This is a genomic window from Oleiphilus messinensis, from assembly GCF_002162375.1.
Classification (GTDB): Bacteria; Pseudomonadota; Gammaproteobacteria; order Pseudomonadales; family Oleiphilaceae; genus Oleiphilus; species Oleiphilus messinensis.
This window is the reverse complement of the sequence record NZ_CP021425.1, coordinates 6,069,311-6,090,978: the sequence shown is the minus strand read 5'-3', so window position 1 is coordinate 6,090,978 and position 21,668 is coordinate 6,069,311. Positions and strand designations below refer to the sequence as shown.

At 51.1% G+C, this 21,668-nt stretch carries 21 protein-coding genes; 6 read left to right on the top strand and 15 right to left on the bottom strand.

Translation table 11 applies throughout. The annotated features are described in order from the left end of the window. The first annotated feature begins 16 nt into the window (after positions 1-16). The gene (locus tag OLMES_RS26515; RefSeq protein ID WP_198343145.1) at positions 17-433 is read left to right on the top strand and encodes a cupin domain-containing protein; all 417 of its coding nucleotides are present in this window, start codon (positions 17-19) and stop codon (positions 431-433) included. 20 nt (positions 434-453) lie between these two features. Here the strand turns inward: OLMES_RS26515 and OLMES_RS26510 are convergent, their stop codons facing one another. The 4 genes from OLMES_RS26510 to OLMES_RS26495 form a co-directional block, all read right to left on the bottom strand. Next, positions 454-1,074 (bottom strand): LysE family translocator, encoded by a 621-nt coding sequence (locus OLMES_RS26510; RefSeq protein ID WP_087464690.1) that lies wholly within the window; start codon positions 1,072-1,074, stop codon positions 454-456. Between the two features lie 156 nt (positions 1,075-1,230). After that, positions 1,231-2,901: an electron transfer flavoprotein-ubiquinone oxidoreductase gene (locus tag OLMES_RS26505; RefSeq protein WP_087464030.1), complete on the bottom strand. Its 1,671-nt coding sequence runs from the start codon at positions 2,899-2,901 to the stop codon at positions 1,231-1,233. 150 nt (positions 2,902-3,051) lie between these two features. Further along, complete coding sequence (locus tag OLMES_RS26500; RefSeq protein ID WP_087464029.1) at positions 3,052-4,584, bottom strand: LuxR family transcriptional regulator; 1,533 nt, start codon at positions 4,582-4,584, stop codon at positions 3,052-3,054. Between the two features lie 66 nt (positions 4,585-4,650). After that, on the bottom strand, positions 4,651-5,298 hold the full coding sequence (locus OLMES_RS26495) for an SDR family oxidoreductase (RefSeq protein WP_087464028.1): 648 nt from the start codon (positions 5,296-5,298) through the stop codon (positions 4,651-4,653). Between the two features lie 113 nt (positions 5,299-5,411). On the opposite strand from OLMES_RS26495, the gene OLMES_RS26490 reads away from it, so the two are divergent. Continuing rightward, the gene (locus OLMES_RS26490; protein ID WP_198343144.1) at positions 5,412-5,612 is read left to right on the top strand and encodes a hypothetical protein; all 201 of its coding nucleotides are present in this window, start codon (positions 5,412-5,414) and stop codon (positions 5,610-5,612) included. Positions 5,613-5,752: 140 nt separating this feature from the next. Continuing rightward, positions 5,753-6,901: an alpha/beta hydrolase gene (locus tag OLMES_RS26485; RefSeq protein ID WP_087464027.1), complete on the top strand. Its 1,149-nt coding sequence runs from the start codon at positions 5,753-5,755 to the stop codon at positions 6,899-6,901. Here the strand turns inward: OLMES_RS26485 and OLMES_RS26480 are convergent. Genes OLMES_RS26480 through OLMES_RS26470 form a run of 3 tightly spaced genes read right to left on the bottom strand, consistent with a single transcriptional unit; the run spans position 6,890 to position 9,689 of the window. Beyond that, complete coding sequence (locus OLMES_RS26480) at positions 6,890-7,426, bottom strand: GDYXXLXY domain-containing protein (RefSeq protein WP_087464026.1); 537 nt, start codon at positions 7,424-7,426, stop codon at positions 6,890-6,892. The genes OLMES_RS26485 and OLMES_RS26480 overlap by 12 nt on opposite strands. Further along, complete coding sequence (locus OLMES_RS26475; RefSeq protein WP_087464025.1) at positions 7,426-8,529, bottom strand: DUF4401 domain-containing protein; 1,104 nt, start codon at positions 8,527-8,529, stop codon at positions 7,426-7,428. The genes OLMES_RS26480 and OLMES_RS26475 overlap by 1 nt, the downstream gene beginning before the upstream one ends. Next, positions 8,526-9,689, bottom strand: a complete 1,164-nt coding sequence (locus tag OLMES_RS26470) for a DUF2157 domain-containing protein (protein WP_157678634.1) — start codon at positions 9,687-9,689, stop codon at positions 8,526-8,528. The genes OLMES_RS26475 and OLMES_RS26470 overlap by 4 nt, the downstream gene beginning before the upstream one ends. Before the next feature lie 76 nt (positions 9,690-9,765). On the opposite strand from OLMES_RS26470, the gene OLMES_RS26465 reads away from it, so the two are divergent. Beyond that, positions 9,766-12,036, top strand: a complete 2,271-nt coding sequence (locus OLMES_RS26465) for a patatin-like phospholipase family protein (RefSeq protein WP_087464023.1) — start codon at positions 9,766-9,768, stop codon at positions 12,034-12,036. Between the two features lie 76 nt (positions 12,037-12,112). Further along, positions 12,113-12,334, top strand: a complete 222-nt coding sequence (locus OLMES_RS26460) for a YjfB family protein (RefSeq protein ID WP_087464022.1) — start codon at positions 12,113-12,115, stop codon at positions 12,332-12,334. On the opposite strand, the gene OLMES_RS26455 is transcribed toward OLMES_RS26460, so the two are convergent. After that, positions 12,331-12,783, bottom strand: a complete 453-nt coding sequence (locus tag OLMES_RS26455) for a limonene-1,2-epoxide hydrolase family protein (RefSeq protein ID WP_087464021.1) — start codon at positions 12,781-12,783, stop codon at positions 12,331-12,333. The genes OLMES_RS26460 and OLMES_RS26455 overlap by 4 nt on opposite strands. 199 nt (positions 12,784-12,982) lie before the next feature. Between OLMES_RS26455 and OLMES_RS26450 the strand changes: the two genes are divergently transcribed. Continuing rightward, complete coding sequence (locus OLMES_RS26450) at positions 12,983-13,459, top strand: hypothetical protein (protein ID WP_087464020.1); 477 nt, start codon at positions 12,983-12,985, stop codon at positions 13,457-13,459. A 40-nt stretch (positions 13,460-13,499) separates the two neighbouring features. On the opposite strand, the gene OLMES_RS26445 is transcribed toward OLMES_RS26450, so the two are convergent. The 7 genes from OLMES_RS26445 to OLMES_RS26415 form a co-directional block, all read right to left on the bottom strand. Then, a complete protein-coding gene (locus OLMES_RS26445; protein ID WP_087464019.1) occupies positions 13,500-13,931 on the bottom strand; it encodes an acyl-CoA thioesterase in 432 nt (143 codons plus the stop codon). 121 nt (positions 13,932-14,052) lie between these two features. Next, positions 14,053-15,216, bottom strand: coding sequence for an iron-containing alcohol dehydrogenase (locus OLMES_RS26440; RefSeq protein ID WP_087464018.1), 1,164 nt, complete (start codon positions 15,214-15,216; stop codon positions 14,053-14,055). A 68-nt stretch (positions 15,217-15,284) separates the two neighbouring features. Further along, on the bottom strand, positions 15,285-16,583 hold the full coding sequence (locus tag OLMES_RS26435) for a 3-hydroxyacyl-CoA dehydrogenase (RefSeq protein ID WP_087464017.1): 1,299 nt from the start codon (positions 16,581-16,583) through the stop codon (positions 15,285-15,287). A gap of 72 nt (positions 16,584-16,655) precedes the next feature. Next, the gene (locus OLMES_RS26430) at positions 16,656-17,963 is read right to left on the bottom strand and encodes a DsbA family protein (protein ID WP_087464016.1); all 1,308 of its coding nucleotides are present in this window, start codon (positions 17,961-17,963) and stop codon (positions 16,656-16,658) included. 8 nt (positions 17,964-17,971) lie between these two features. Beyond that, the gene (locus OLMES_RS26425; protein WP_087464015.1) at positions 17,972-18,787 is read right to left on the bottom strand and encodes an alpha/beta hydrolase; all 816 of its coding nucleotides are present in this window, start codon (positions 18,785-18,787) and stop codon (positions 17,972-17,974) included. A 108-nt stretch (positions 18,788-18,895) separates the two neighbouring features. Next, on the bottom strand, positions 18,896-19,585 hold the full coding sequence (locus OLMES_RS26420) for a hypothetical protein (protein WP_087464014.1): 690 nt from the start codon (positions 19,583-19,585) through the stop codon (positions 18,896-18,898). 98 nt (positions 19,586-19,683) lie between these two features. Next, positions 19,684-21,516, bottom strand: coding sequence for a lipase family protein (locus OLMES_RS26415; RefSeq protein WP_087464013.1), 1,833 nt, complete (start codon positions 21,514-21,516; stop codon positions 19,684-19,686). Positions 21,517-21,668 lie beyond the last annotated feature (152 nt).

The following is a 21,668-nucleotide window of genomic DNA, read 5'->3' as shown; positions in this document are numbered from 1 at the left end:
ATAGGGTTGAACAGTAATGAAAAAGCTATTGATGGTGACAAGTTGTGTTGCAATGTTGTGGTGTGGTTTTACAGCTGCAGAGACGGCAACCAAGGAAAGCAGTGCGAAATCTGGAAAAGTTAAACTCGAAAATATGATGTCTGCCGTATTGGAAGGTGTACCCGGGACTGAAGTTATTGTCAGCCGGGTTCATATTCCACCCCATTCCACACTGCCGAAACATTGGCATCCCGGAGAGGAATTTGCCTATATTTTACAGGGTAAAGCGATTCTTGTTCAGGAAGGCAAGGAGGATGTCGTCACGAAAGCGGGTGAAGCCATTAAAATACCGCTGAAACAAATCCACAGTGCCAGAACCGAAAGTGAAGGCGCTGTCATTGTGGTCTTTCGCGTACACCCCCAAGGTGAGCCAGAGCGCGTATTGGTGCCCTGATTCTTAACTTCGCTGGAAACTTAACCCAGCGCTAACCAGATTCCAACGCCGGTCATGAGCGTACCGGCAATGCGATTGATGATTTTAACGTTCTCTGTGCGCACTAGAATACGGCTGAGGGTTTTCCCTCCGCCGGCGTAAATCAGCAGGCAGATAAACTCAAGTGTGAGGATAATGGCGATCAGGACAATGAGTTGCGATGCAATGGCTTGCTCGTAATCGATAAAGGGTGGCAACAACGCGATGAAAAAGGCCCATCCCTTGGGGTTTGCAATCGCAGTAACAAAGCCCTGGCTGGCTAATGCTCCGGCAGATTGATAGGTACGTTGTTCCGCTTCAGGATTCATTGCCATTTTACCCTTTGATAGCCATAACTGAATCCCGAGGTAGATCAAATAGGCTCCGCCGCCGTACTTTAACACCAGAAACAGCGTTGGATATTGGAGCATGATCGCCGCAACCCCAATGGCCGAGAGTGACGCGACCAATCCCACGCCAACCAGCTCCCCGGCAACCATCCACAGGGTTCGGCGAATACCGATACTCATCCCCAGAGTTAATGCCAGGGTCATACACATTCCGGGTGTAATCGAGACGAAAAAGAAGGTCGGCAAAAAGACGCTTAAAACAGACAAACTCATGGACAACTCAACCCGATAATTACTGAACAAAACGTAATCCTCCTAATTATCTCAACTAACCGAGCTGTGCAATCGTTTTCTGCAGAAGCTAGACCATTGTCTAACTGCGTAACCGGGCTCAAAAAAACGAGTTATGAGCGCCGGTCTTCTTCGCATTCACATATTCGGGTAGTTTGGCCCGCCGCCGCCCTCAGGTGTGACCCACGTGATATTCTGGCGGGGGTCTTTGATATCACAGGTTTTGCAATGCACACAGTTTTGGCTGTTGATTTGCAAGCGGGGCTGACCTTCGTCACTGGCTATGATTTCATAAACACCTGCAGGGCAGTAGCGTTGAGCCGGTTCGTCATAATATTTCAGGTTATGTTCTACGGGAATGTGAGGATCATTTAATACGAGATGGCAGGGTTGATCCTCTTCGTGGTTGGTGTTGGACAAATAGACCGAAGACAATTTATCAAAACTGATGGTATGATCCGGTCTCGGGTAGTGGATCGGCGTTGCTTCAGTTACTGGCTTCAAGCATTCGTGGTCGGGTTTGGGGTCTTTCAGGGTGAACGGTAGTTTCCCTTTGAGTAATCCAAATTCAAGGAATGTGAATGTAGCGCCGCCAAACATGCCGAAGCGATGCATGGCCGGTGCGACATTTCTGGCCTGATTCAGTTCTGTATACACCCAGGAGGCTTTAATTGCGGGCCAGTAGCTTTTCAGGGTTTCCTGACCGGGACTGCCATTGCGCAGGGCATCGAAAACCGATTCAGCGGCCAGCATGCCGGTTTTCATTGCGGTGTGATTGCCTTTTATCTTGGGGTAATTAATAAATCCCGCCTCACATCCGGACAGGAGACCTCCGGGAAAACTCAGCTCTGGAATAGCCTGTAAACCACCCTTTCCCAATGCCCGAGCACCATAAGCCACTCGTTTACCGCCTTGCAGGTAGTGCTTGATGGTGGGGTGCTGTTTCCAGCGCTGAAGTTCCTCGAATGGGCTGAGGTAAGGATTGCGGTAGTTCAAATCTGTGATCAACCCCAGAGCGACCTGGTTGTTTTCACTGTGGTAGAGGAAGGCACCTCCAGTTGCACCATTCTCTTTCAGGGGCCAGCCGAACGCGTGGATGACTTTTCCGGGATGATGTTTGTCGGGGTCGATATCCCACACTTCTTTAATGCCGAGAGCGTAATGTTGGGTATCGCTATGCTCGTCCAGACCAAAACGATCGATGAGTTGTTTACCCAAATGTCCCCTGCAGCCTTCCGAGAACAGGGTATATTTCGCACGGAGTTCAACTCCAGGCTGAAAGCTGTCTTTAGCCTGGCCGAGGGCATCTACCCCCATATCGCCCGTGGCGATACCGCACACCGCACCATTGTCATCATAGAGGACTTCTGATGCCGCGAAGCCGGGATAAATTTCAACGCCCAATACCTCGGCCTGTTCTGCCAGCCAGCGGCAAAGATTGCCGATGCTGATAACGTAGTTGCCGTGATTACGATTAACCAGCTCGGAAAATCCGGTGGGGATTCGGATGCTTTTATGCGCTGAAACAAAATAATGGAATTCGTCTGAAGACACGGGGGTATTCAGTGGTGCGCCCCGGTTTTCCCAATCAGGAAAAAGCTCGTTTAATGCGCTGGGTTGCAGTACCGCCCCAGAAAGTTGGTGGCCACCAATTTCGGCTGCTTTTTCGACCACACAGACGGAAAAGTCCAGTCCGGCCTGAGTTGCCAGTTGTTTGAAGCGGCAAGCGGCGGACAAGCCTGAAGGCCCAGCGCCGACGATGACCAGGTCATAGTTCATTGCATCTCGTTCGGTTGGTTGTGCTGCCATAAATCACGCTCCTCGATGACCCGGTTATTTCTGGCCATGATTATTGGGTTGAAGTGATAGTCAGTACTGATGTTTTGCCAGTGTAAGCCACGAGAAGGGAAACAGAATCACCCTGAGGGGTGAAGTGCCGGGTGAAATTCCGGGGTGAATTTATTGCAAATTGAGTTTCAGCAAGAGTTTGGTGCGATTATCGACACCGAATTTACTGTAAAGATTGCGGATGTGGACTTTTAACGTGTTTAGAGAAATAAACAGGGAGTCCGCTATGGCCTTGTTGCCAAGACCTTTGGACATCAGCTCCAGTACCTGGGTTTCGCGACGCGTCAACGGTTCTGATAACTGCAGATTGGAATAGGGAGAGGCTTCAGAGGGAATATTCGCTTCCGGGCCGTTGCTTGCTCCGCAGTATTGGTTAATCGTCGCAGCCAGTTTCGGATAGGGTTCAACCGAGGCAAGTGATACGGATGCGAGTAAGCGAACCGCATCATCGGAAAGGCCCTGAGTTTCTGAAAGTTGCGTGAGTAATTCCAGCAGTGCCTCTGTGCGATCCCAATCTGTGATACGAATACTCAGGGCCAGAGCATCTTCATAGTGGCCTGCCTGTTGTAGCCAATCAACACCCTGCTGAGCGCGGGATTGCATTTCTTGATCGGTTAATATGGCCAGTCGTTGCAGCAGGAATTGCCGGAATAAATCGTGTAAACGAAACCAGACCCGGTAGTTATCCAACGGGAAAATAAACAGATTATCGCGCTCAAGGGTCTTGATCTGATAGAGCGCGTCATGTGTACCCGCCATGGCGTTACACAATCCCGCACAAAAACGTCGCGGTAATGCGGTCGAGAGCAGAAAGTTCTGGAATTCCGTGGACAAGTTGCAAAAAACTTCCTCAAACAGATAGTCTGCGATATGGCGATCAAGCCCCGGATATTGTGGGCTCATTTTCGGCGGAGAAGCCGTGCCCTGCTGATTATGCACTGAGTAGCTAATCAGTTGTAAGCCGGTAATCCAGCCCTCTGTGGTCTGGTAATAGTGGGTTATTACATCCGCCGGCACATTCAGATTCAAGGTCTGATTAAAGAATGTTTCGCTTTCAGGCAAGGTAAAACGAAGCTGCTCGCTGGTGATCGTTCTGAGCTGGCTACTGCCCCGTCGACGGGCCAGTTCCAGTGGTGGCTCGGTGCGACTGGTCATTACGACCCGGAGCCCTGGTGGCAGATGATCCAGAAACAGATTCATTGACTTGAGTACCGTGGTACTCTCAATCAAATGAAAGTCATCGAGAATCAGCGAAACCGGTTTGTCCGAATGATTCATGATGCTGAGGTCATCCAGATCATTAAGTAACGCGATCACAATATGTTCTTGGGCGGACAGGGTTTTATCTGTGGCCAATGCATCAGCGTCCTGGCCAAGCGCTGGCTGGATCTGGCGCAGTGCTGTGATGGCATATTGCCAGAACAAGCGCGGAGAATTGTGGCTTTTATCGAGGGACAACCAGGAAAATGTGTGTGGTTTTTGATGCAACCATTGACTGACCAGAGTTGTTTTCCCATAACCTGCCGGTGCCGAGATGAGCATCAACTCCCCACCCTGAGTTTGATCAAGGGCATCTAAAAGACCCTGACGAATGACACACTGGGGCCGCATTGGGGGGAGATAAAAACGGGTTTTCAGGAGCATGGAGTTTAATCAAACCGGTTGAGCCAACCGGCTACTGTACCCGAAATCATGAAATTCGCAATGGTATCAGTAGAGGGAACACAATTTCTTCAGAGTATTGATGGAGTGTTTTCCATTCAACAGATTAATTGTTTTACCAATCGCCCAACCCTGACCTAGAACTTCCAGCATGGTTAGGGCGACGTCTTCCCGTGTGATGGTTATCGGGTCGCGATTATCGGAAAGTGGTGATTGAATGAATCCTGTTGCAGCCTCATCGGTTAACCGACCGGGTCGAAGAATGGTGAAAGGGACTTCTGATTTCAAAAGAATCTCATCTGCGGCCAGTTTTGCAGCCATATACGGTTGCAGTTTCTCCGGTGCTTCGAGTGGTTTATCAGCACGTAATGCACTGACCATCAAGAACTGTTTCATTCCAGCTTGCTCTGCTGCTTTAATGACACGGATCGCACCATATAGATCAATTAGCAGTGTTTTATCCAGGCCGGTACTTGGCCCGGAACCCGCGGTAAAAACAACCTGGTCAAATGCGCTTAATGCGGCTTCAAAATCCCCTTCCAGATCAGCGATGACGGTCGGAATATCCAGTGCCTGGAAGAAGTTCTCCTGGTCTGGGTTACGCAGCATTGCAGTAACGTCGATATTCCGCTGCGCTGCATGCTGGCAGAACAGACGTCCGATTTGACCATTGGCCCCAATGACTAAAGTACTCATCTAGCTGGTTCCTTATGAAAGTGGACGGTATACTCAGGTGCTGAGCGATGACCTTTGGTCAGCATTATATGAATTAAAACCGTGTTGACCAACTTACTAAAAGGGATATTTTAATGCGATTTTTCGCGATCACTCTGACTATTTTACTTGTCACAGGCTGCAGTAATCGTGCAGTGTACGACAATATTCAGCTGAACAACCGCTATGCATGCGCCGAAAAGCCCCCTTCGGAGCAAGACGCCTGTTACCAGAATGCCAGCAAAACCTATGATGAATATGAGCGAGAGCGGCAAGAGGCGCTTCAGCAGGATTAAAACACAAGTCAGTTGAAGCCAGGTTCTGCTTACTAGAATTTTGTTCCAGTGGCTTGCCACTTAAAAAACTCTGTTCTACCGTTTGATAAGAGTGATGTTTTCACGGTATTCGTGCATTCGGTATCAATTGGAGGAACAGGATGAAGCTTATTGACGGTAGTCCCTGGTGGTATTCTCTGCCGATTGATTATCACCAGCATCCGGTGTCATCGCCGCTGGACCAAAGTCACCGCTTCCATGTCAGAACCAGTGCGGCGATTGATCATGTGTTGAAGAATGGTCTGGCAACAGGTGTCTTGCTGGCGATGCTGGCGAGTCTGCGCAAGCGGCCACTGAAGGCACAAATTGATGAGATGGATCTGTATCGCGAACTGGCCGATCGGGGCGACCCGCAAGCAGTGTTTCAGCCGCCACCGGCACAGGTGAATGTCAGAGTAAGCCGACCCAGCAAGCCGGTTAAAGGCATTGACAGTTGTACGTTGCGCTTTGATTCGGATTTTGAGGCCATTAATCCGGTATTACGTGACCGGATTGCGAGTCAAACCCGGAACCGGGTCGCCGAGGCCCGACACTGGCGGCATCCTGATGGGCCGAGGCCGACATTGATTTTCCTCCATGGTTACACACTGGATGCCTACTGGATCAACAGTGCCATGTTCTCGTTGCGCTGGTTCTATGAGCAGGGTTGGGACGTTTTGCTGTATACCTTGCCCTTTCATGGCAGCCGTCGCGAGCGGGGAGATCCGTTCAGTGGTTATGGCTTTTTCAATCATGGCTTTGCGGAAACCAATGAAGCCATGTTGCAGGCGATCCATGAAGTCCGAACCTTTATGCAGTACCTGCGCAAGGAGGGCGTCGAGACAATCGGCATCAGCGGTTTGAGTCTGGGCGGCTATTTGTCCGCGTTGACTGCAGCAGTCGAGCCTGACCTTGCGTTTGTGATACCGAATGCCGCAGTCATTTCGCCCGCGGATATGTTGATGGAATGGGGGCCGTTGCGCACCGCCTTTCAACGCATGTTGCCCAAAGTGGGGCTGGATCTGGTGGATGTTCGCCATGCCACCGCTATCCATTCGCCATTAACCTGGACCCCGGTTGTCCCCCCGGAACGACTGTTGATTATTGCCGGTGCCGGCGACCGTTTTACCGCTCCACGCTATCAAAAGTTGCTGCATGAGCACTGGGCCGGAAGCCATATCCACTGGTTTCCGGGCAACCATGTCATGCATCTCCAACAGCGGGATTACTTGCAGTTAATGCGGGAAATGATGCGTCAATCACTGGCGTGAAGCCGGTGAGGAACCGTCTGGCGCATCCAGGCGCTGGTAGCGGCGGTCTCTAACACCAATCAGTAGCGCTTGACCACTGCGGCTTACCTTCAATTCACCGAACGCCGCTTGTTCATAGTACTCGCCATGGCCTTCCTGAAAGAAATAATCTGCACTGGCAAAGCGAACATGGTCCCCTCGTTTACGAAAGTATATCAGCCGCTCGTTGGGCTGCAGGTCAGGGGGGCTCTCGTGGCTTTGTACATATTCCCCGACCCCGTTTTCATTCAAACGCAATAGCGCGTAACCCGTATAGCTGCGCTGTGATTTGTGGGTTCGTTCCAGTTGCCGGGTGAGCTCATAACGCAAGCGCATAAAATCCCCTTGCAGCAGAGATCTGGGATCTCTGGGGGCGAGTGGGAGTAACACCGTATCGCCTTCCGAGAGTAAGTGTTCTTTCTGAAACACCATGGCATTAACGATCAGAATCACGAGGGCCACTGTAATCCAGAGTGGCCAGGCCGGGAGGCGGGTCTGGGAAGCCATTATTGGTTCTCCTGCAATTGAGAATGCAGCTGTTGTTTTTGCAGATGGCTTAACAGCTGCTGTGCCAGCAGCAAGGCAAAACCACTGGTGCAGAGAATTATCGACTTCATCCACAGTGTAGTCCCAATGCCGTAAAAAAAGGCGGCGATGAAGAGACACAAAAATGTGATCCCGAGGCCTTGGTAAAAGCGCGATCCCTGATGTTTACCCAGCCAAAGCACCAGTAGTGACAAGAGTATGCCGGGGGCGTTGAGTGTCAGTAACGTGAGTACACTAAGCAGTGCTCCGAGCAAACCAGCGATAACTGGCGGAAATGGATCAATCGTGGTTCGAACACGCTCCATCAGAGCAATGCCGAAGAGCACACTGATCGCCACTGTGGTAATCCACGGATTCGGGTAGAATTGAAAATCATCCAGCAGTTCCGGCAAAACGTACAACGCGGAGAGCAGTACCCATGCCATGGCGGAAACCAGTGCTCCTGCGGCAATCGGTGCAAACCATTCCGTCTTTCCCTGTGCCAGAATACGGGGTTGAAAATGGATGAAAGCGCCGAAAATCAGTACCAGGATGGGCGCAAAAAACGGGATCAAAGCATTAAGCTGCCATTTATACACCAGTGGTAACAGAGCGGCATTGATGAATACGATGGACAGGAAGCGATGCACCCGGTCTGGATAGATTAGCAGAAGGATAGCATTGGTCAGTATGAGTGTGATAAGCGGCGCAGTAATATCACCAAATTGTGATTGTTCCGCCACTCCGATTGCGAATAATAATTGCCCGGTGAGACTGAGGGACAAGCCAAACTGATTGAAAAACAGTGACCTGACCCGATAGGCCTGCACAAGTGCCAGAATCATGAACAGGATTCCCCAGACACCATAGGCTTCGGATTCAACCAGTAAATTGATACCCAGAATAAAACTCATCAACATCCAGCTGCTCATCCAGGCGCCGAAACCGATCAGAGTCCGGACATACCAGGGCTGGGGTGTTTCCAGTTTCTCAATGGGAATGGCTTGCAGCGCGGCTTCCGCTTCGTGGAGACTGTGCCCCGATGTTTTGGCGAGGAGTTCTTGTAGGGAAATTGAGTGCGTCATCCCGTTACCCCCAGGTTTTGTCGTTTAGATACCTGCTTGAGCCAGAGCGCTGCCCCGGTTGTTTCAGCGATGACCAGTAGCGAGAGGAAAAATCCCATCTCGATTTCGTTACTGCCGAGTCGGGCTAACAGTGAATTGCTGGTGATCATCAATGACAGTGCCGCAGCACTCAAGATCAATAAATCGACCTGCCGGTACTGGTAGTACCATCCGCCGATGCCAAGCATCAGGCCATAAATGACAAAGAAAATAATATCGTAGATATCGCTACCGTCTTGCCACCAATGGGTGATTAGCGTCAGTTCACAGTGAGCTGTAACGATCAGTAAGAGCTGAAGCACGATGATGCGGGGAAACCAGCGATTTGCAAGCGCGCCTGAGTAGTGCTGTTGTTTGAGTGATGGCTGACCAGTTACGTGATTGGCTAAAACCTCCCACACTAGCAGCGCGATCCCGTTGAGCATAACCAGAAGCAGTGCCAGCTCAGAATCGTTTATTGACTGGGTCAGCCAAAAGAGCGGACCAAATATCCGGGCAAATTCGTCCCATGGGGGGCGAAATACTTCCGTCCAGTAGGTAATTAAGGTTAAATTGAGCAACAGGAGCCAGAGCAGCCAAAGGCCGGATTGGCGTCCAATCCATACCCAGGGAGTGATGAGTAGGGCCCACAATAAAAACAGACCATAGTGATCTGCGCCGGTTTGGTAGGTTTGACCAAATACCGCGATGAGGATTCCGGTACAAAATGCGCCACTAAATAGACAACACTGTCCCGCCAGTGATTGCCGTGGGAGTCGAGAGCTGGCAAAAATACTGGCGATAATCACAAGCTGCAGAACGGCAAATTTGGCAAAATGGTGCATACTTGCCCAATTAAAAGCGAAGAACGCAGCGATTCCGGCGAGAATCAGGGCACAGCCCAGCAGCCGTAGAAAGAGATCAATTCCGTTTAACCATTGTGTTGTGGAAGGGCGATAACCCGTGAGCTCGAACGCATGTTCGTAGTCCTGTGCCTGCCAATTCAGAGCTTTGCCAAGCACAGCAATGCGGGCTGGCGTGGCCCGTAGTGCAACGGAAGGCTTGGGTGCACCGGAAGGCTTGGATGCAGAGGATCTGGATGGGTCCCCATTGGTGTTCGAAGGTGCTCCTGAGTGTTCCACAAGTGTTTTCCTTTTGCGGGTCGTAATCCGTTAATGATAGTCAGAGAAACAGGACAAGAAAGGTGAAATTTGCTCTATGAGTTGGGTTCGACGTTCTATATTTCGGCTAATTGTGTGGGTTTTCACAATCAGCGTGTTGGTACCGGTGACTGACAGTTTTGCCTCTGACGTTGAAGCAACTGAAAATGAGGCAAATGGCAGTGAGCTATACCCTCAACAGTCACATTCGCTGGCGCGCCCCAAAGTGGGTTTGGTGCTCAGTGGCGGCGGTGCCCGGGGGCTGGCACATATCGGTATCATCCGGGTACTTGAAGAGATGCACGTGCCGGTTGATATTGTCGTGGGTACCAGCGCGGGCTCTGCTGTTGCGGCATTGTATGCCATGGGCTTGCCTGTGGAAGTGATCGAGCAACGGTTCCATGAGATGAATTGGCAGCGGGGCTTTCAGGATAAACTCGACCGGTCTGGGCTTTCAATGCGCCGTAAACGGGACAGCCTGATGCACTCTGTGGATGTCACGCTGGGTTTCAATCAGGAAGGATTGCGCCTCAAGAACGCACTGGTTCAAGGACAACAATTGGAGTTGATACTGAATGATCTGACCCGTGAAGCCGCCTATATAAACGACTTCGACCAGCTTCCCCGGCGCTATCGTGCGGTGGCGGCAGATTTGGCGACCGGCGAAGCTGCAGTATTGGGTACCGGCTCCATTGCCCAGGCGATTCGAGCCAGTATGTCTATTCCCGGTGTATTTCCGCCCGTTCATTTGGATGGTCGGTTATTGGTGGACGGCGGCGTCGCCAACAATATCCCGATCGACATCGCCAGAGAACTGGGGGCAGAAATTATTATTGCCGTTGATATCAGCATGCCGCTGATTCCCCAGGAAAAATTGTCGGGCCTTTTTACTATTGCAGAACAGATTACCAATTTTCTGACCCGTAAGAATATGGCCCAGCAGCTGTCCTTGCTGTCGGATCAGGATATTTTGATCGTGCCGGACCTGGAAGACTTTACCTCCGCCGATTTTGACCGTAGCGATGAAATTGTCGAAGTTGGCGCGACGGCGGCCCGCAACGCTGCCGTGCAATTAAAAGCGCTTAAAATCGGCCCGCTTCAATGGCAGGCCTATCAAAAAAATTATGTCCGCATGAGCTCTCAAGCGGCAGATATTATACATCAGATCAATATTATCAATGAAAGTTACGCTGCCGATGACTTTTTACGCAAACGTATTACCCAACAGATCGGTGAATCTTTTGATCGTGATCGGTTGGAGCGTGATATCAGCGAAATTTATGGTTTGGGGTATTTCGAAACCGTAACCTATACCCTGAAAAAGGTGGGGGAGCGAAATGTGCTGGAAATACTGGCCCGGGAGAAAAGTTGGGGGCCCAATTTTTTACAGTTCGATTTTCGCTATGAAGATGATTTTGACATCGACCGACGCATTGATGTGGGTGTGTCTGTGAATTTTGCAGATATCAATGCTTTGGGGGCGGAGTGGCACAGTCATATCGCAATTGGCTCGGAACCAAAGGTGATGACCGAGTTTTATCAGCCTCTGGATACGGTGGATGCCACATTTATCAATGTCCGGGCCGCATTTGAAAAACAGCTATTTAATTTGTTTGTCGATGATGACCAACTTTCAGAAATTGAACTAAGACGGGTTTACGGGGCATTTACACTGGGGCAGGAATTGGGAAACTGGGGGGAAATTGCCGCCGGGCTGGTTCTGGAAGATGCCGACCTGAAAGGCCGAATCGGAGTGGGGCTTGGTCTTGAGCAAAGTCTCCAGCACGGGATACTCACAGCATCATTCACTTATGATACCTTGAGTGAAGCGACTGTGCCGAGAACCGGGCATTATCTTTCCAGCCGCTTTGAGCGCTATCAACCGGATCTGGGCTCCGATGAACGCTTTGATCTGTTTAAAATTAATGGCGTTTTGGCGTTCAGTCATGGTAAGTACACACTGAACTTGCGAGGTAAAGGTCAGTTTGCCAGTTCCGGAAATGTCACGGTGGATCGTTACGCTTCGCTGGGGGGCGCCTACAATTTGTCAGGTTACGAACGGGATCAGTTTGCAGGGCAGGATGCTGTGTTGCTGGGAGCGGCTTTGTATCGCAACAAGCTTATCGCCGGGTTTGACTGTTATGTCGGGGCCTTGCTGGAGAGCGGACGAGTCTGGCGTCCGTTTGTTGCCGAGTCTGAGGACCAATGGCGATCCTCTGTATCGGCTGTTATTGGCGCACGGACACTATTTGGTCCCATTCAGCTCGCGAGTAGTGTTGCAGAGAGTGGCCAGGGTGCACTGTATTTTACAATTGGTAATGACTTTTGACCGTCTGCCAACACGGCTGAATTGCGCGTAAAACGAGATGCGCGTATGCTGGAGGGAACCGACACAGGAGAGGCCCATGGACTTAACCGGAAACCTGACCAGCCTGGCAACCCATATGGCTCAGACCCGCCAACAGCAAACGGCTGAGTTGGCGGTGTTGAAAAAAGCAATCGACCAGCAGGCCAGTAACGCATTGGCGCTGTTGGAGGCTTTACCGCAAGTGGGATCAAGTGCAGCAGTCAGCTCGGCACCGCCGTTGCCTTCTAATCTGGGCCAGAATATCAACGTTGTCGTTTAGGAGTTGAGCTCAACGGGCAATTTAGGTCTGAGTCCGGGAATGAGTGTACCTGCCAGACCTTTCAACGTGCCTTTGCTGATGCTCATCCAGTCAAAATAGTCCCGCCATACAATAATCTGTCCGTTTTGCACCTGAAAGCGACCGCACACCCAAAACCCTACGTGCAGGGGGCCGACTTTCAGTATATCTGTCCGCTCAGTGAGCACCACATTGCCATTACTGGCCATTTCGTGGATTTGCACGGCAAAGCCGGTACCACGACGCAATGCCAGTCGTATCAGCCTGCCAACGCGCTTATCGCCTTTGATTGTCGGCAGCGAGACATTGGTATAACGAATATCCGGATGCAGCAGGCGCTCTGCGGTTTCGTAGTCCTGAATTTCAAGGGCATGGAGAAAGTCGGAAACGACTTTTTCTGGAAAGTTATCGGGTGTTTTGATGGTAGCCATTGTTGTGTTCCCTCAATTTGGAGGCCATAGTCTGCAGCCTCTGGCCATTGGATGCAATGGCTGGGGGCTAATATTCGATTCCGTTTTGAGCAAAACGAGGTTAGAAGAAAACCATCTAGTCGGGTCATGTACTTTGGTGACGCACTGGTCAACAATGAGAAAATATAGTGAATTGGATGGCCTTTTTGGAGGGGGAGTAATGCAGCAGAAAGTACCGGCACGATTTCTAAAACTCTTTGATTTGACCGAAGTGCCCCGATCTGAATATACAAATAGTCCCCGCTGCGAAGATGCCAATGATGAGCAAAAACGCTCCACGTTTTTCAAGTTGCTCAGGGGAGCCACCTCACGGAGCACCAAAACACAAGATAACTTTAGCCAGCAGTTAAAGTTTAATGTTGCCGCATGGCTCCACATCATGAACCCCGCCGAGAATTCGTTGTCTCTGGTGATTTCCTATAAAGACAAAAAAGGCGCATTTGGTGTTATTGTTGAGGAAGCGCCTGCGAGCGAATTTCTCATGCTGGCAGGCGAGGTCGATATCGATATCACGGGGCCGATCGAGTTCATCCGGGTGAGTTGCAGTGGTTTGCTTTCAGAACAGCAAGTGACTGTGGATGAGTTACATGTGAAAAGAATTGTTGATGCCAAAGTAAGCGCACGCAAAGCCGGCTGAACAGCAATATTCGTTTCTATTGGTACGCTGGTTGTTCGATTTATTGCAATTGTGTCAGGGCCTCTCTGATCCGGCCCGGGATGGGCACGGCGCGGTTTTCCGCCCGATCAACAAATACATGCACAAAATCGCCATAGGCACAGGCCTCAATTTCATCCATTTTGAAAATCGCAACCCCGTAGGTCACGGAGCTGTTCCCTAATTTATTGACCCGGATACCGACTTCAATCTGGTCCGGATAGGCGATGGGCGCGCGATACTGGCAGCTGGAATTCACCACGTAGCCGACGATGGGTGCGTTTTGAATATCCAGACCGCCTTCCTCGATCAGATACCGGTTGACCGCCGAGTCGAAGTAGGAATAGTAAGTGACATTGTTGACATGGCCATAGATGTCATTGTCCATCCAGCGGGTGGTGATTGGGTAAAACACTTTAAATGCGTCACGATTTGCAGGCATCGATTCGGCCATAATGAATAGTGCTCCTGGTTGTTCTAGAAAATTAATAGTTCTAAAAAATTAATTGTTCTAGAAAACTAATTGTTCTGAAAATGAGTTGCTCTGAATATCGACTGCCCTGAGCCTGATCGCTCTAGTATGCTGCTTGATAGATGGCCAAGGCGTCCGCTTCTGTCATGGTTCTGGGGTTGTTGACCAGCAAGCGCTGTTGCAACATGGCATCGGCGGCCAACTGGGGCAGCATGCTTTCGGGGACGCCGCAGTCACGCAGACGATTGGGCAACGTCACTTTGATGATCAGATTTTCGAGCCATTGAACCAGTTGTTCACAGATCTGAGCATGTTCTCCCGGCAGGTAATCCTCACCCATGATAATGGGCGCTAATTCGGCGTAGTGCGCCTGAGCGGCACTCATATTGAAGCGCATCACCTGAGGGAGCACCAGTGAGTTGCTAAGTCCGTGGGGGATATGGAAGTGACCGCCCAGTGGATAAGCCAGGGCATGCACTGCGGCAACGGGGGCGTTGGCAAAAGCCTGTCCCGCAAGATTCGCGCCGAGCAGCATGCCGCTACGGGCTTCCAGATTTTGGCCCTGATGAACAGCCTGCTCGATATTGCGCGCGAGTAAATGGAGTGCTTCCCGGGCGAACATGTCCGATATTGGGTTCTTGCGAATCTTGCTGGTGTAGGCCTCAATGGCGTGCACCATTGCATCGATTCCCGTAGCTGCAGTCACAGCGGCGGGAAGCCCGGTGGTGAGTTTGGCATCCAGTACCGCGACATCCGGAAACAGAATCGGGGAAACGATGCCGGATTTCGTGGTTTCGCCAGTGGTCACAATCGCAATCGGCGTCACTTCTGATCCGGTTCCCGCCGTTGTGGGGACCTGTATCAGTGGCAGGCGTTCACCTGCAGCCTGATTCACGCCATAAGTATCGGAGAGTGATTGTGTACACTTGGGGGAGGCGATTAACGCGACGAGCTTGGCGACATCCATTGAGCTGCCGCCACCGAACCCGATAACCAGATCAACCCCGGTCGATCGGGCAAGCTCGATGGCATTGTTTACCGTGCGCTCAGCAGGATCTGCTTCGACGTCGGAAAAAACCTGTATTTCGCCGTAGCGAGCTTGAAGCGGGGGCAGCACGGACTCCAGCAAACCGGCTTTTAGAATACCGGGATCAGTCACGATCAGAATATTTTTGGGCGCGTAGGGCTGGCATATCTCGGCCAGATTGTCAGCTGCACCCGCCTCACTGATCAGGCTTTTCGTGGTATTGAATTGAAACGGTGTCATATCAGGGATTCCTGTTACGGTGCATCGGTTATCTGTTCAGCGTCTCGCGGTCAAGCAGAAAGCGGTTGCTAGTCAGAATGTGGTTGCTCGTTTGAATGTGGTGGATAGTCTGCAAAAGCGTGCCCGGATGCGAGCAGAGTTTTAATCAGATCGGCCGGTTTCCAGCGAGGGCCATGCATTTCCTGGAATTGCTGTAGACGATCCAGAACCCATTCCAGGCCCTGACGATCTGCATACTGCATGGGACCGCCCAGTTCCTGGGCGAAGCCGTAACCGTTCAGATAAACAGTATCGATGTCGGCACTGGACTGGGCAATACCTTCCTGTAGTATTTTGGCACCTTCATTAATTAATGCCAGTATACAGCGCTCAACGATGGTCTGATCGGGTATGGGGTGACGTTCGAAACCGGCATCCCGGGAGATTTCAAGCACCAATGCATCAACGGCAGGGTCATGGATGGCGGTTCGATCACCGGCTTCATAATGATAATAACCCTGTCCTGACTTCTGGCCAAAGCGGCCCAGTTCACAAAGCCGATCATCGAGTCTGACATTCAAGGCTTCATCAGACCCCGCGTCTGGTTGTTGCGATGCCATTTGCCGGGCCCGCCATTCCAGATCAATACCGACGACGTCATACATACGGAAAGGGCCCATGGCCATGCCAAAATCTTCCAGCGCGTGATCCACTTGTTGGGGCAATGCCCCCTCGAGCAGTAAACGCCGTGCCTCGAAAACATAAGGCTCCAACATCCGGTTGCCGATAAAACCATGACAATTTCCGGCAACGACGCCCACTTTTTTCAATTGCAGTGCCAGCTGCCGGGCAGTTTCGATAACTTCGGGCGCTGTTTGCGTGCCGCGTACGATTTCCAGCAGTCGCATGATATGGGCCGGGCTGAAAAAATGCAGACCGAGAACTTGCTCGGGGCGTCGGGTAACGGCCGCTATGGCGTCGATATCCAAATAGGAGGTATTGCTGGCCAGCAGAGCAGTATCATGGGTGACCTCATCCAGCGTGCGGAAAATCTGTTGCTTGAGTTCCAGGTTCTCATATACGGCTTCAATGACCAGATCGGCGCTACTCAGGCTATCGTACTCAGTCTGGATTTGCAGATTATTTAGTCTCTTTTCCGCTTCTTCTGTAGCGATTTTTCCCTTGCTGACGAGGCGCTCAGTGGTTTTCCGGATGTCGGATTCAGCCTGAGCCAGTGTTTCTTGGCTCATGTCGATCAGCTGCACCAGGAAGCCGGCGTTCAGGAAGGACATGGCAATGCCCCGTCCCATGGTTCCGGCACCGATAATGCCAACACTGCGGATAGTTTGTATGGCTTTAGGGGAGGTCAGCGGGTGTTTGTCAGTCATGGCGTTATCCGATTGGTTGGGTTATTGTTTTGTAAAGGTTCTTGGTTCTGGGACTACAGTGGTTGCTTGAGGCTATTGTTGGGGCTTTTCCAATGCCGCAATCATTGCGCGTTCCACCAGTACCAGCCGATCCTGTCCCCAGAAATAATCGGAACCAAACCGGAAACTGGGTACGCCCCAACAGCCCAGGCTTAACATTTCGTTCAGGTTTGCTTCCGCCCAGGTCTGCCAATCGGTATTGTGCAAATGCGCTTTGGCGACCTGCCAGTCCAGTCCACAGCGTTCCACAATCAGTTTCATGCCCCGGTCTGTGTCAGCGTGTATCCCTTCGGCGTTGACGGCCCGGGCAAAACTGATGAGGTATTCTTCCGCCTTGTTTTCCGCTCGGGCATACTCATACAGAGCATAACAACGCTCCACACCCTTTCCCAGTGGATCGGCGACGAATCCGTAACTTACGCCCAGTTTCCGGGCCTCCCGTTTGGTGTCATGGAAAATATACATTTTCTTGGTCTCTGGCACCGGTAAATTGCGCATCACCATTGGTAAAACCGGTTTGATGTTCAGCGTAATTTTATAGTGGCGGGCCAGTTGAATGGTTCGTTCTAGCGCGAGATAGGAATAGGGACTGCGCGCGGACCAGTAAAAATCCAGGGCAATGTTGCAGCGCGGCGCGGTTGGCGAGGGTTGGTAACAAAAGGGACGATAGGTGCGATCGAATTCGATTGATGTGTTGTTTTCAGGTTGGCCCAGTCCGAGTGAAGCCAAACGTTGTTCCAGATGATCCAGTCGGTCAATCCCCCAATACCATTCTCCGCCATAATGGATCATTGCGCCCAGATAGTGTCCCATGGTTTGCAGTAAAGCATCGTTGTGATTGAGTAATTCGTGAACGGCAGCATCCGTGTGCTCACTGGTTTGGATATTGAGCTGCTGATCAAACCAAAGGCTATGAAGTAGTCGGTTGGCAATTTGGACAAAATCGCTTTGTGTTTCCTGCGCAACCAGTGATTTGGTGACCGCCCGAATACGTTGGTGGTCTGGTTCGTGCTGACGTAGGGGAAACTTCAAACCATAAAGCCGGGCCAGGTGGTAGGCGTCGTGGCAGGCATAGGCGTGCCAGAGCCCCTCTTCCGGGAACATATCCGGTTGCGAACGTTGCGTGACATGATAGTGGGCGACAACATTGAAGCGGTCTAAAAAAGACTCTAACACCTGAATGAGCAAAAAACTGTAGGGATCATCCGCGCGAATAAAAATATCCAGTTCGTGTGGCTTGAATCTGATCCGTCGTTTTTGTTCCCGAAGGCTGCGCTTGTATGCCAGAAGTGCATCGCTGGAAATGAGTCTGGCGGCATAAGGCATGATATATTTTTTCATGGGCTGGACTATTCCGAAACAAATTGCATCACGTCCGACCACCAGGGCTCATCCGCGTTAAACGGCCAGCTGTTGTGGCCTGCGTCCGGAAATTGCCATAATTGTTTTTCGGTGGAAATGCTATCGAACAATGTCATCGAGTGGTTTACAGGAATAATCTCGTCTTGCGCAGCAATAATCAAGGCAATCCGGCCCGAATAGCCCTGTAAATTGAGTGTACTGGGGTAGTGATCACGGATTAGCCATTTTACCGGCAGATAAGGATAGTAATGACTGGCGAGATCCGGCAGGGTGTCCCAGGGGGTGAGCAGAATGGTGCCCTTGATGTGGTCGGGACGTTGTTGCACCAGTGCGGCCGCGACACCCGCGCCGAGGGATTCACCCCAGACATAAACAGGTTCCGGAAACCGTTGCAGTGCCAGATCCAGAGAGGCGACGGCATCATTAACCAATGTACTTTCACTTGGGGAACCCGGGCGTCCGCCATAGCCGGGGTACTCGGCAAGAATTACCCGGTAGCCTAATTTGCCCAGGGCATGGCTGTAATAAAAGCGATGCCAGGCGGCACCGGCATTCCCGTGAAAGACGAGCACCGTCCCTTTAGGCGAGGTTAACTGCCCACCCAACAAACCCCGAAAAGGTTGTTCCGGGTCAGGTGGCCATTCTTGCAGTTGTGCTTGCTGTAATTCTGCGGCGTCTGCGCGCTCTGAATCAGGGTAATACAGTAGTTTGCGTTGCCAAAAATAAACAAAAATCAGCAGGATAAGATAAGCGAGTGCAATTATGCCCGCTAACTTTATGGCCCAGTCCAGCACCTCCTTCATGGTCTGGGCCTTTTAGCCTGTCGAGTCTGGCAATCCATTCTTTGAGTTGCAGACTGATGGGTCTTGATCGAACAAAAAGCAGTTGAACTCAAATTGCTCAAACGCAAACTAGTAGGACTTAACCTCAAACGTAACCCCGATTCGTTTCGCTTCATGGGTCAATAACACCTGTCGTTGTTGCTCGTCACTCACTAAATCATTGATGATCGCGAATTGCAACTGTTGTGCTCGGCTTTGGTCCAAATCGCCCGAGGTGATGCGCTCAGGAATGTCTGTTAATAAACGTTGTGCAACTTGTTTCACTCTGGCTGGTGGGGCGGTCTCTTTCTGTTGTTGCCACCAATCATATTGCTTATTGAATCTCAGGCTTTTGACCAGTTTCACCAGATACGTTTCCGAATCAGCCTGGCCATCTGCGATCTGGGTTAACACAATCCATTCAAAGGGGGAAACAAAGTCAGGCCGTTCAATGAGCGGGGTTGTGATCGCTTGAAATGCGGCGGGTAATATGGCCGCCTCATTGGCGCTGCGTTGTAGATCCTGTATTTCCTGATCTGAAAGTGACTGGAGTGATGCGAGACTGTGCTGCTTCAATGGGGCTGGCGCGGAGTTCGCCGCTGAAACCGGGTTGTTCGAATGAACTTGAATCTCCGGTGAGTATACCGGGGTCGCATTCCGGATCTGTCCGGGTGAGAACCAAACCATAGCGCAAGCGACCACCACCGTCACAATAAACATAAGTGTTATTCGGCCGAAGGTGTTTATTTGCGTCAGGCTGAGAATTCGAGAGTGTGACATGGGCAAATCTCCTTAACTACAAAACGTCTTGTTGCGGTAAAAAACGCTGCCAGCGGTTTACACCACGCTGGCAGCAGCACGATTGATGCTGACTATCGTTAGTTACGCTTTGGTTCGGGGGGCGCAACGTTGAAGCTGTATTGTTGTCCCGGGCCTGACATCAAGGTGGTGAACAAGCCGTTGAACAGACCACAGTTCTTCATCGCCGGAAAGCTGGTTGTGCCCGTGAAGGTCAATTGCCCATCACCCAGTGAGGAGACCGGGCCGGTGAACTCGAGCGGGAATGCAACTGCGGATTCAGTTTGACAGCCAAACGGGATCTGGAAGAAGGAAATACCGGCAGATTTAACGGTAATGTCAGCATAGGCATTGCCACTAATACTTAAGATACCGTTATTATCCAGTTGTACTGTCCCGTTCGTAGCCTGAGCGGGTTTAACCGAAAGTTTCACATCCAGTGGCAGTACAATATTGAGTTTGGTGGAAAAATCAGGAACCGTCATGGTGCCATCCAGCGTCTGTGCAGTCATATCGGTGTCGGCACTGAACGTGGATTTTTTCGGGAGGTTAACGGTTTGATCCAGAGATTTGAGATGCATGGAAGCAGTCAACGGCCACTCGTCCAGGCTCACGATAAAATTACCGCCGCCGGGGTTTGCGGTGGATTGAGGCCGGGGTTTGAAGGTTATACAAGAGCCCAGTGTCGGATACCCTTTCATACGATTGTCGAGCCAGTCCAACACAAATGGAGCCGCTTGAAACTGGGTTACTACGTGCTCGCTTGGGTATAAATCAAAGGTGACATTTGAACCCAAACGACAGTATTGACGTTTGAGGTCATAGTTTTGATCCAGCGGAATAAATTCATCAGCTTGACCGTGGTAAAGATAAAGTGGCGCCTTCATTTTTTCTTGGGCCATGGATTGCTCTTCGACGACAGCCGCCGCTTCGGGCAATTCAGTCAGCAACTCATCCAGCCCCCGATTACCCAACGTGTACTGGTCAATATCGTCATTCATAAACTCAAATAGTGACTCAAAAATACACTGATTTTTTGCTGTGGCCAGGGCTGCAGAGCCGGCAGCATTGATTTCATCTTCAATTGGAATTTCCGCAGGATACTGGGTGCTCAGGCCGATAATGGCACCGAGAAAAAACGATGAGCCGGTGCTACCATTCAAATAGAATGCAGTGTCAAGTAAGTCTGCTGGTGTTCCGCCCGAGGCTACACCTACCAGATTCAGTTGTGGTGCATAGGACGGCTGCAACTCTCCGGCCCAGGCTGCGGTCTGGCCACCCTGAGAGTAACCCCAGATACCCAGTTTCGCGTTTGGATCAATTGCACCAGGTATTTCTCCTGCGGCGGTGACAATATCCAGCGCCGCATGTGCCTGGGCTTTTCCGACCATGTAAGGTGTTACCCCACTATCGTTCGTGTAACCGGGATTGTCGCTCACCAATACTGCGTAGCCCCGTTGTAAGGCTGCATTGAGGTTGGCTTCTTCATACTCGGTACCCGCAGCTAGTTGTAGAGAGGGGGCACAACCTTGGGCCAAGCCATGGGTGGCGACGCCGTAGGTGATCATCGGGCGTGATCCGGAGCCTGTCCATGAGGTATCCGGCACGATTATTGTCCCTGATACAACATTGGGTTGCCCTATCGCATCAGTGGAATGATAGAGTACATCCCACGCCTTTACTGCAGGAGACTGGGCATTGAGAGTGATATTGGCTTCCCGGTACCAGATTAGATCACCATGATCTCCCGAAGACATGGCAGGAGGGGAATAGAAGTTCATATTATCCGGGCCAACTACGGCACTGGCGTTAGCCTGAAGTGATAGACCTTGTAGTGGCAGGCTGAGCGCGAGCGCTACCAGAAATGAGCGTTTCTTGAAGTGCACGGGGATGAGTGGTTGCTTGTGTGTCATGTATCTGTTGCTCCTTTATTAAGCGTGTTTATTTTTAAAGTGCTTAAATTGCTTAACGGTGTAAGCCAGGGCCTGTCGACGTTTTTTATGTTTGGTCTCTGCTAGCGTTGTTTTTTGTCGCGTCAGGCCCTTAGGAGAAATTCTGACGGGAG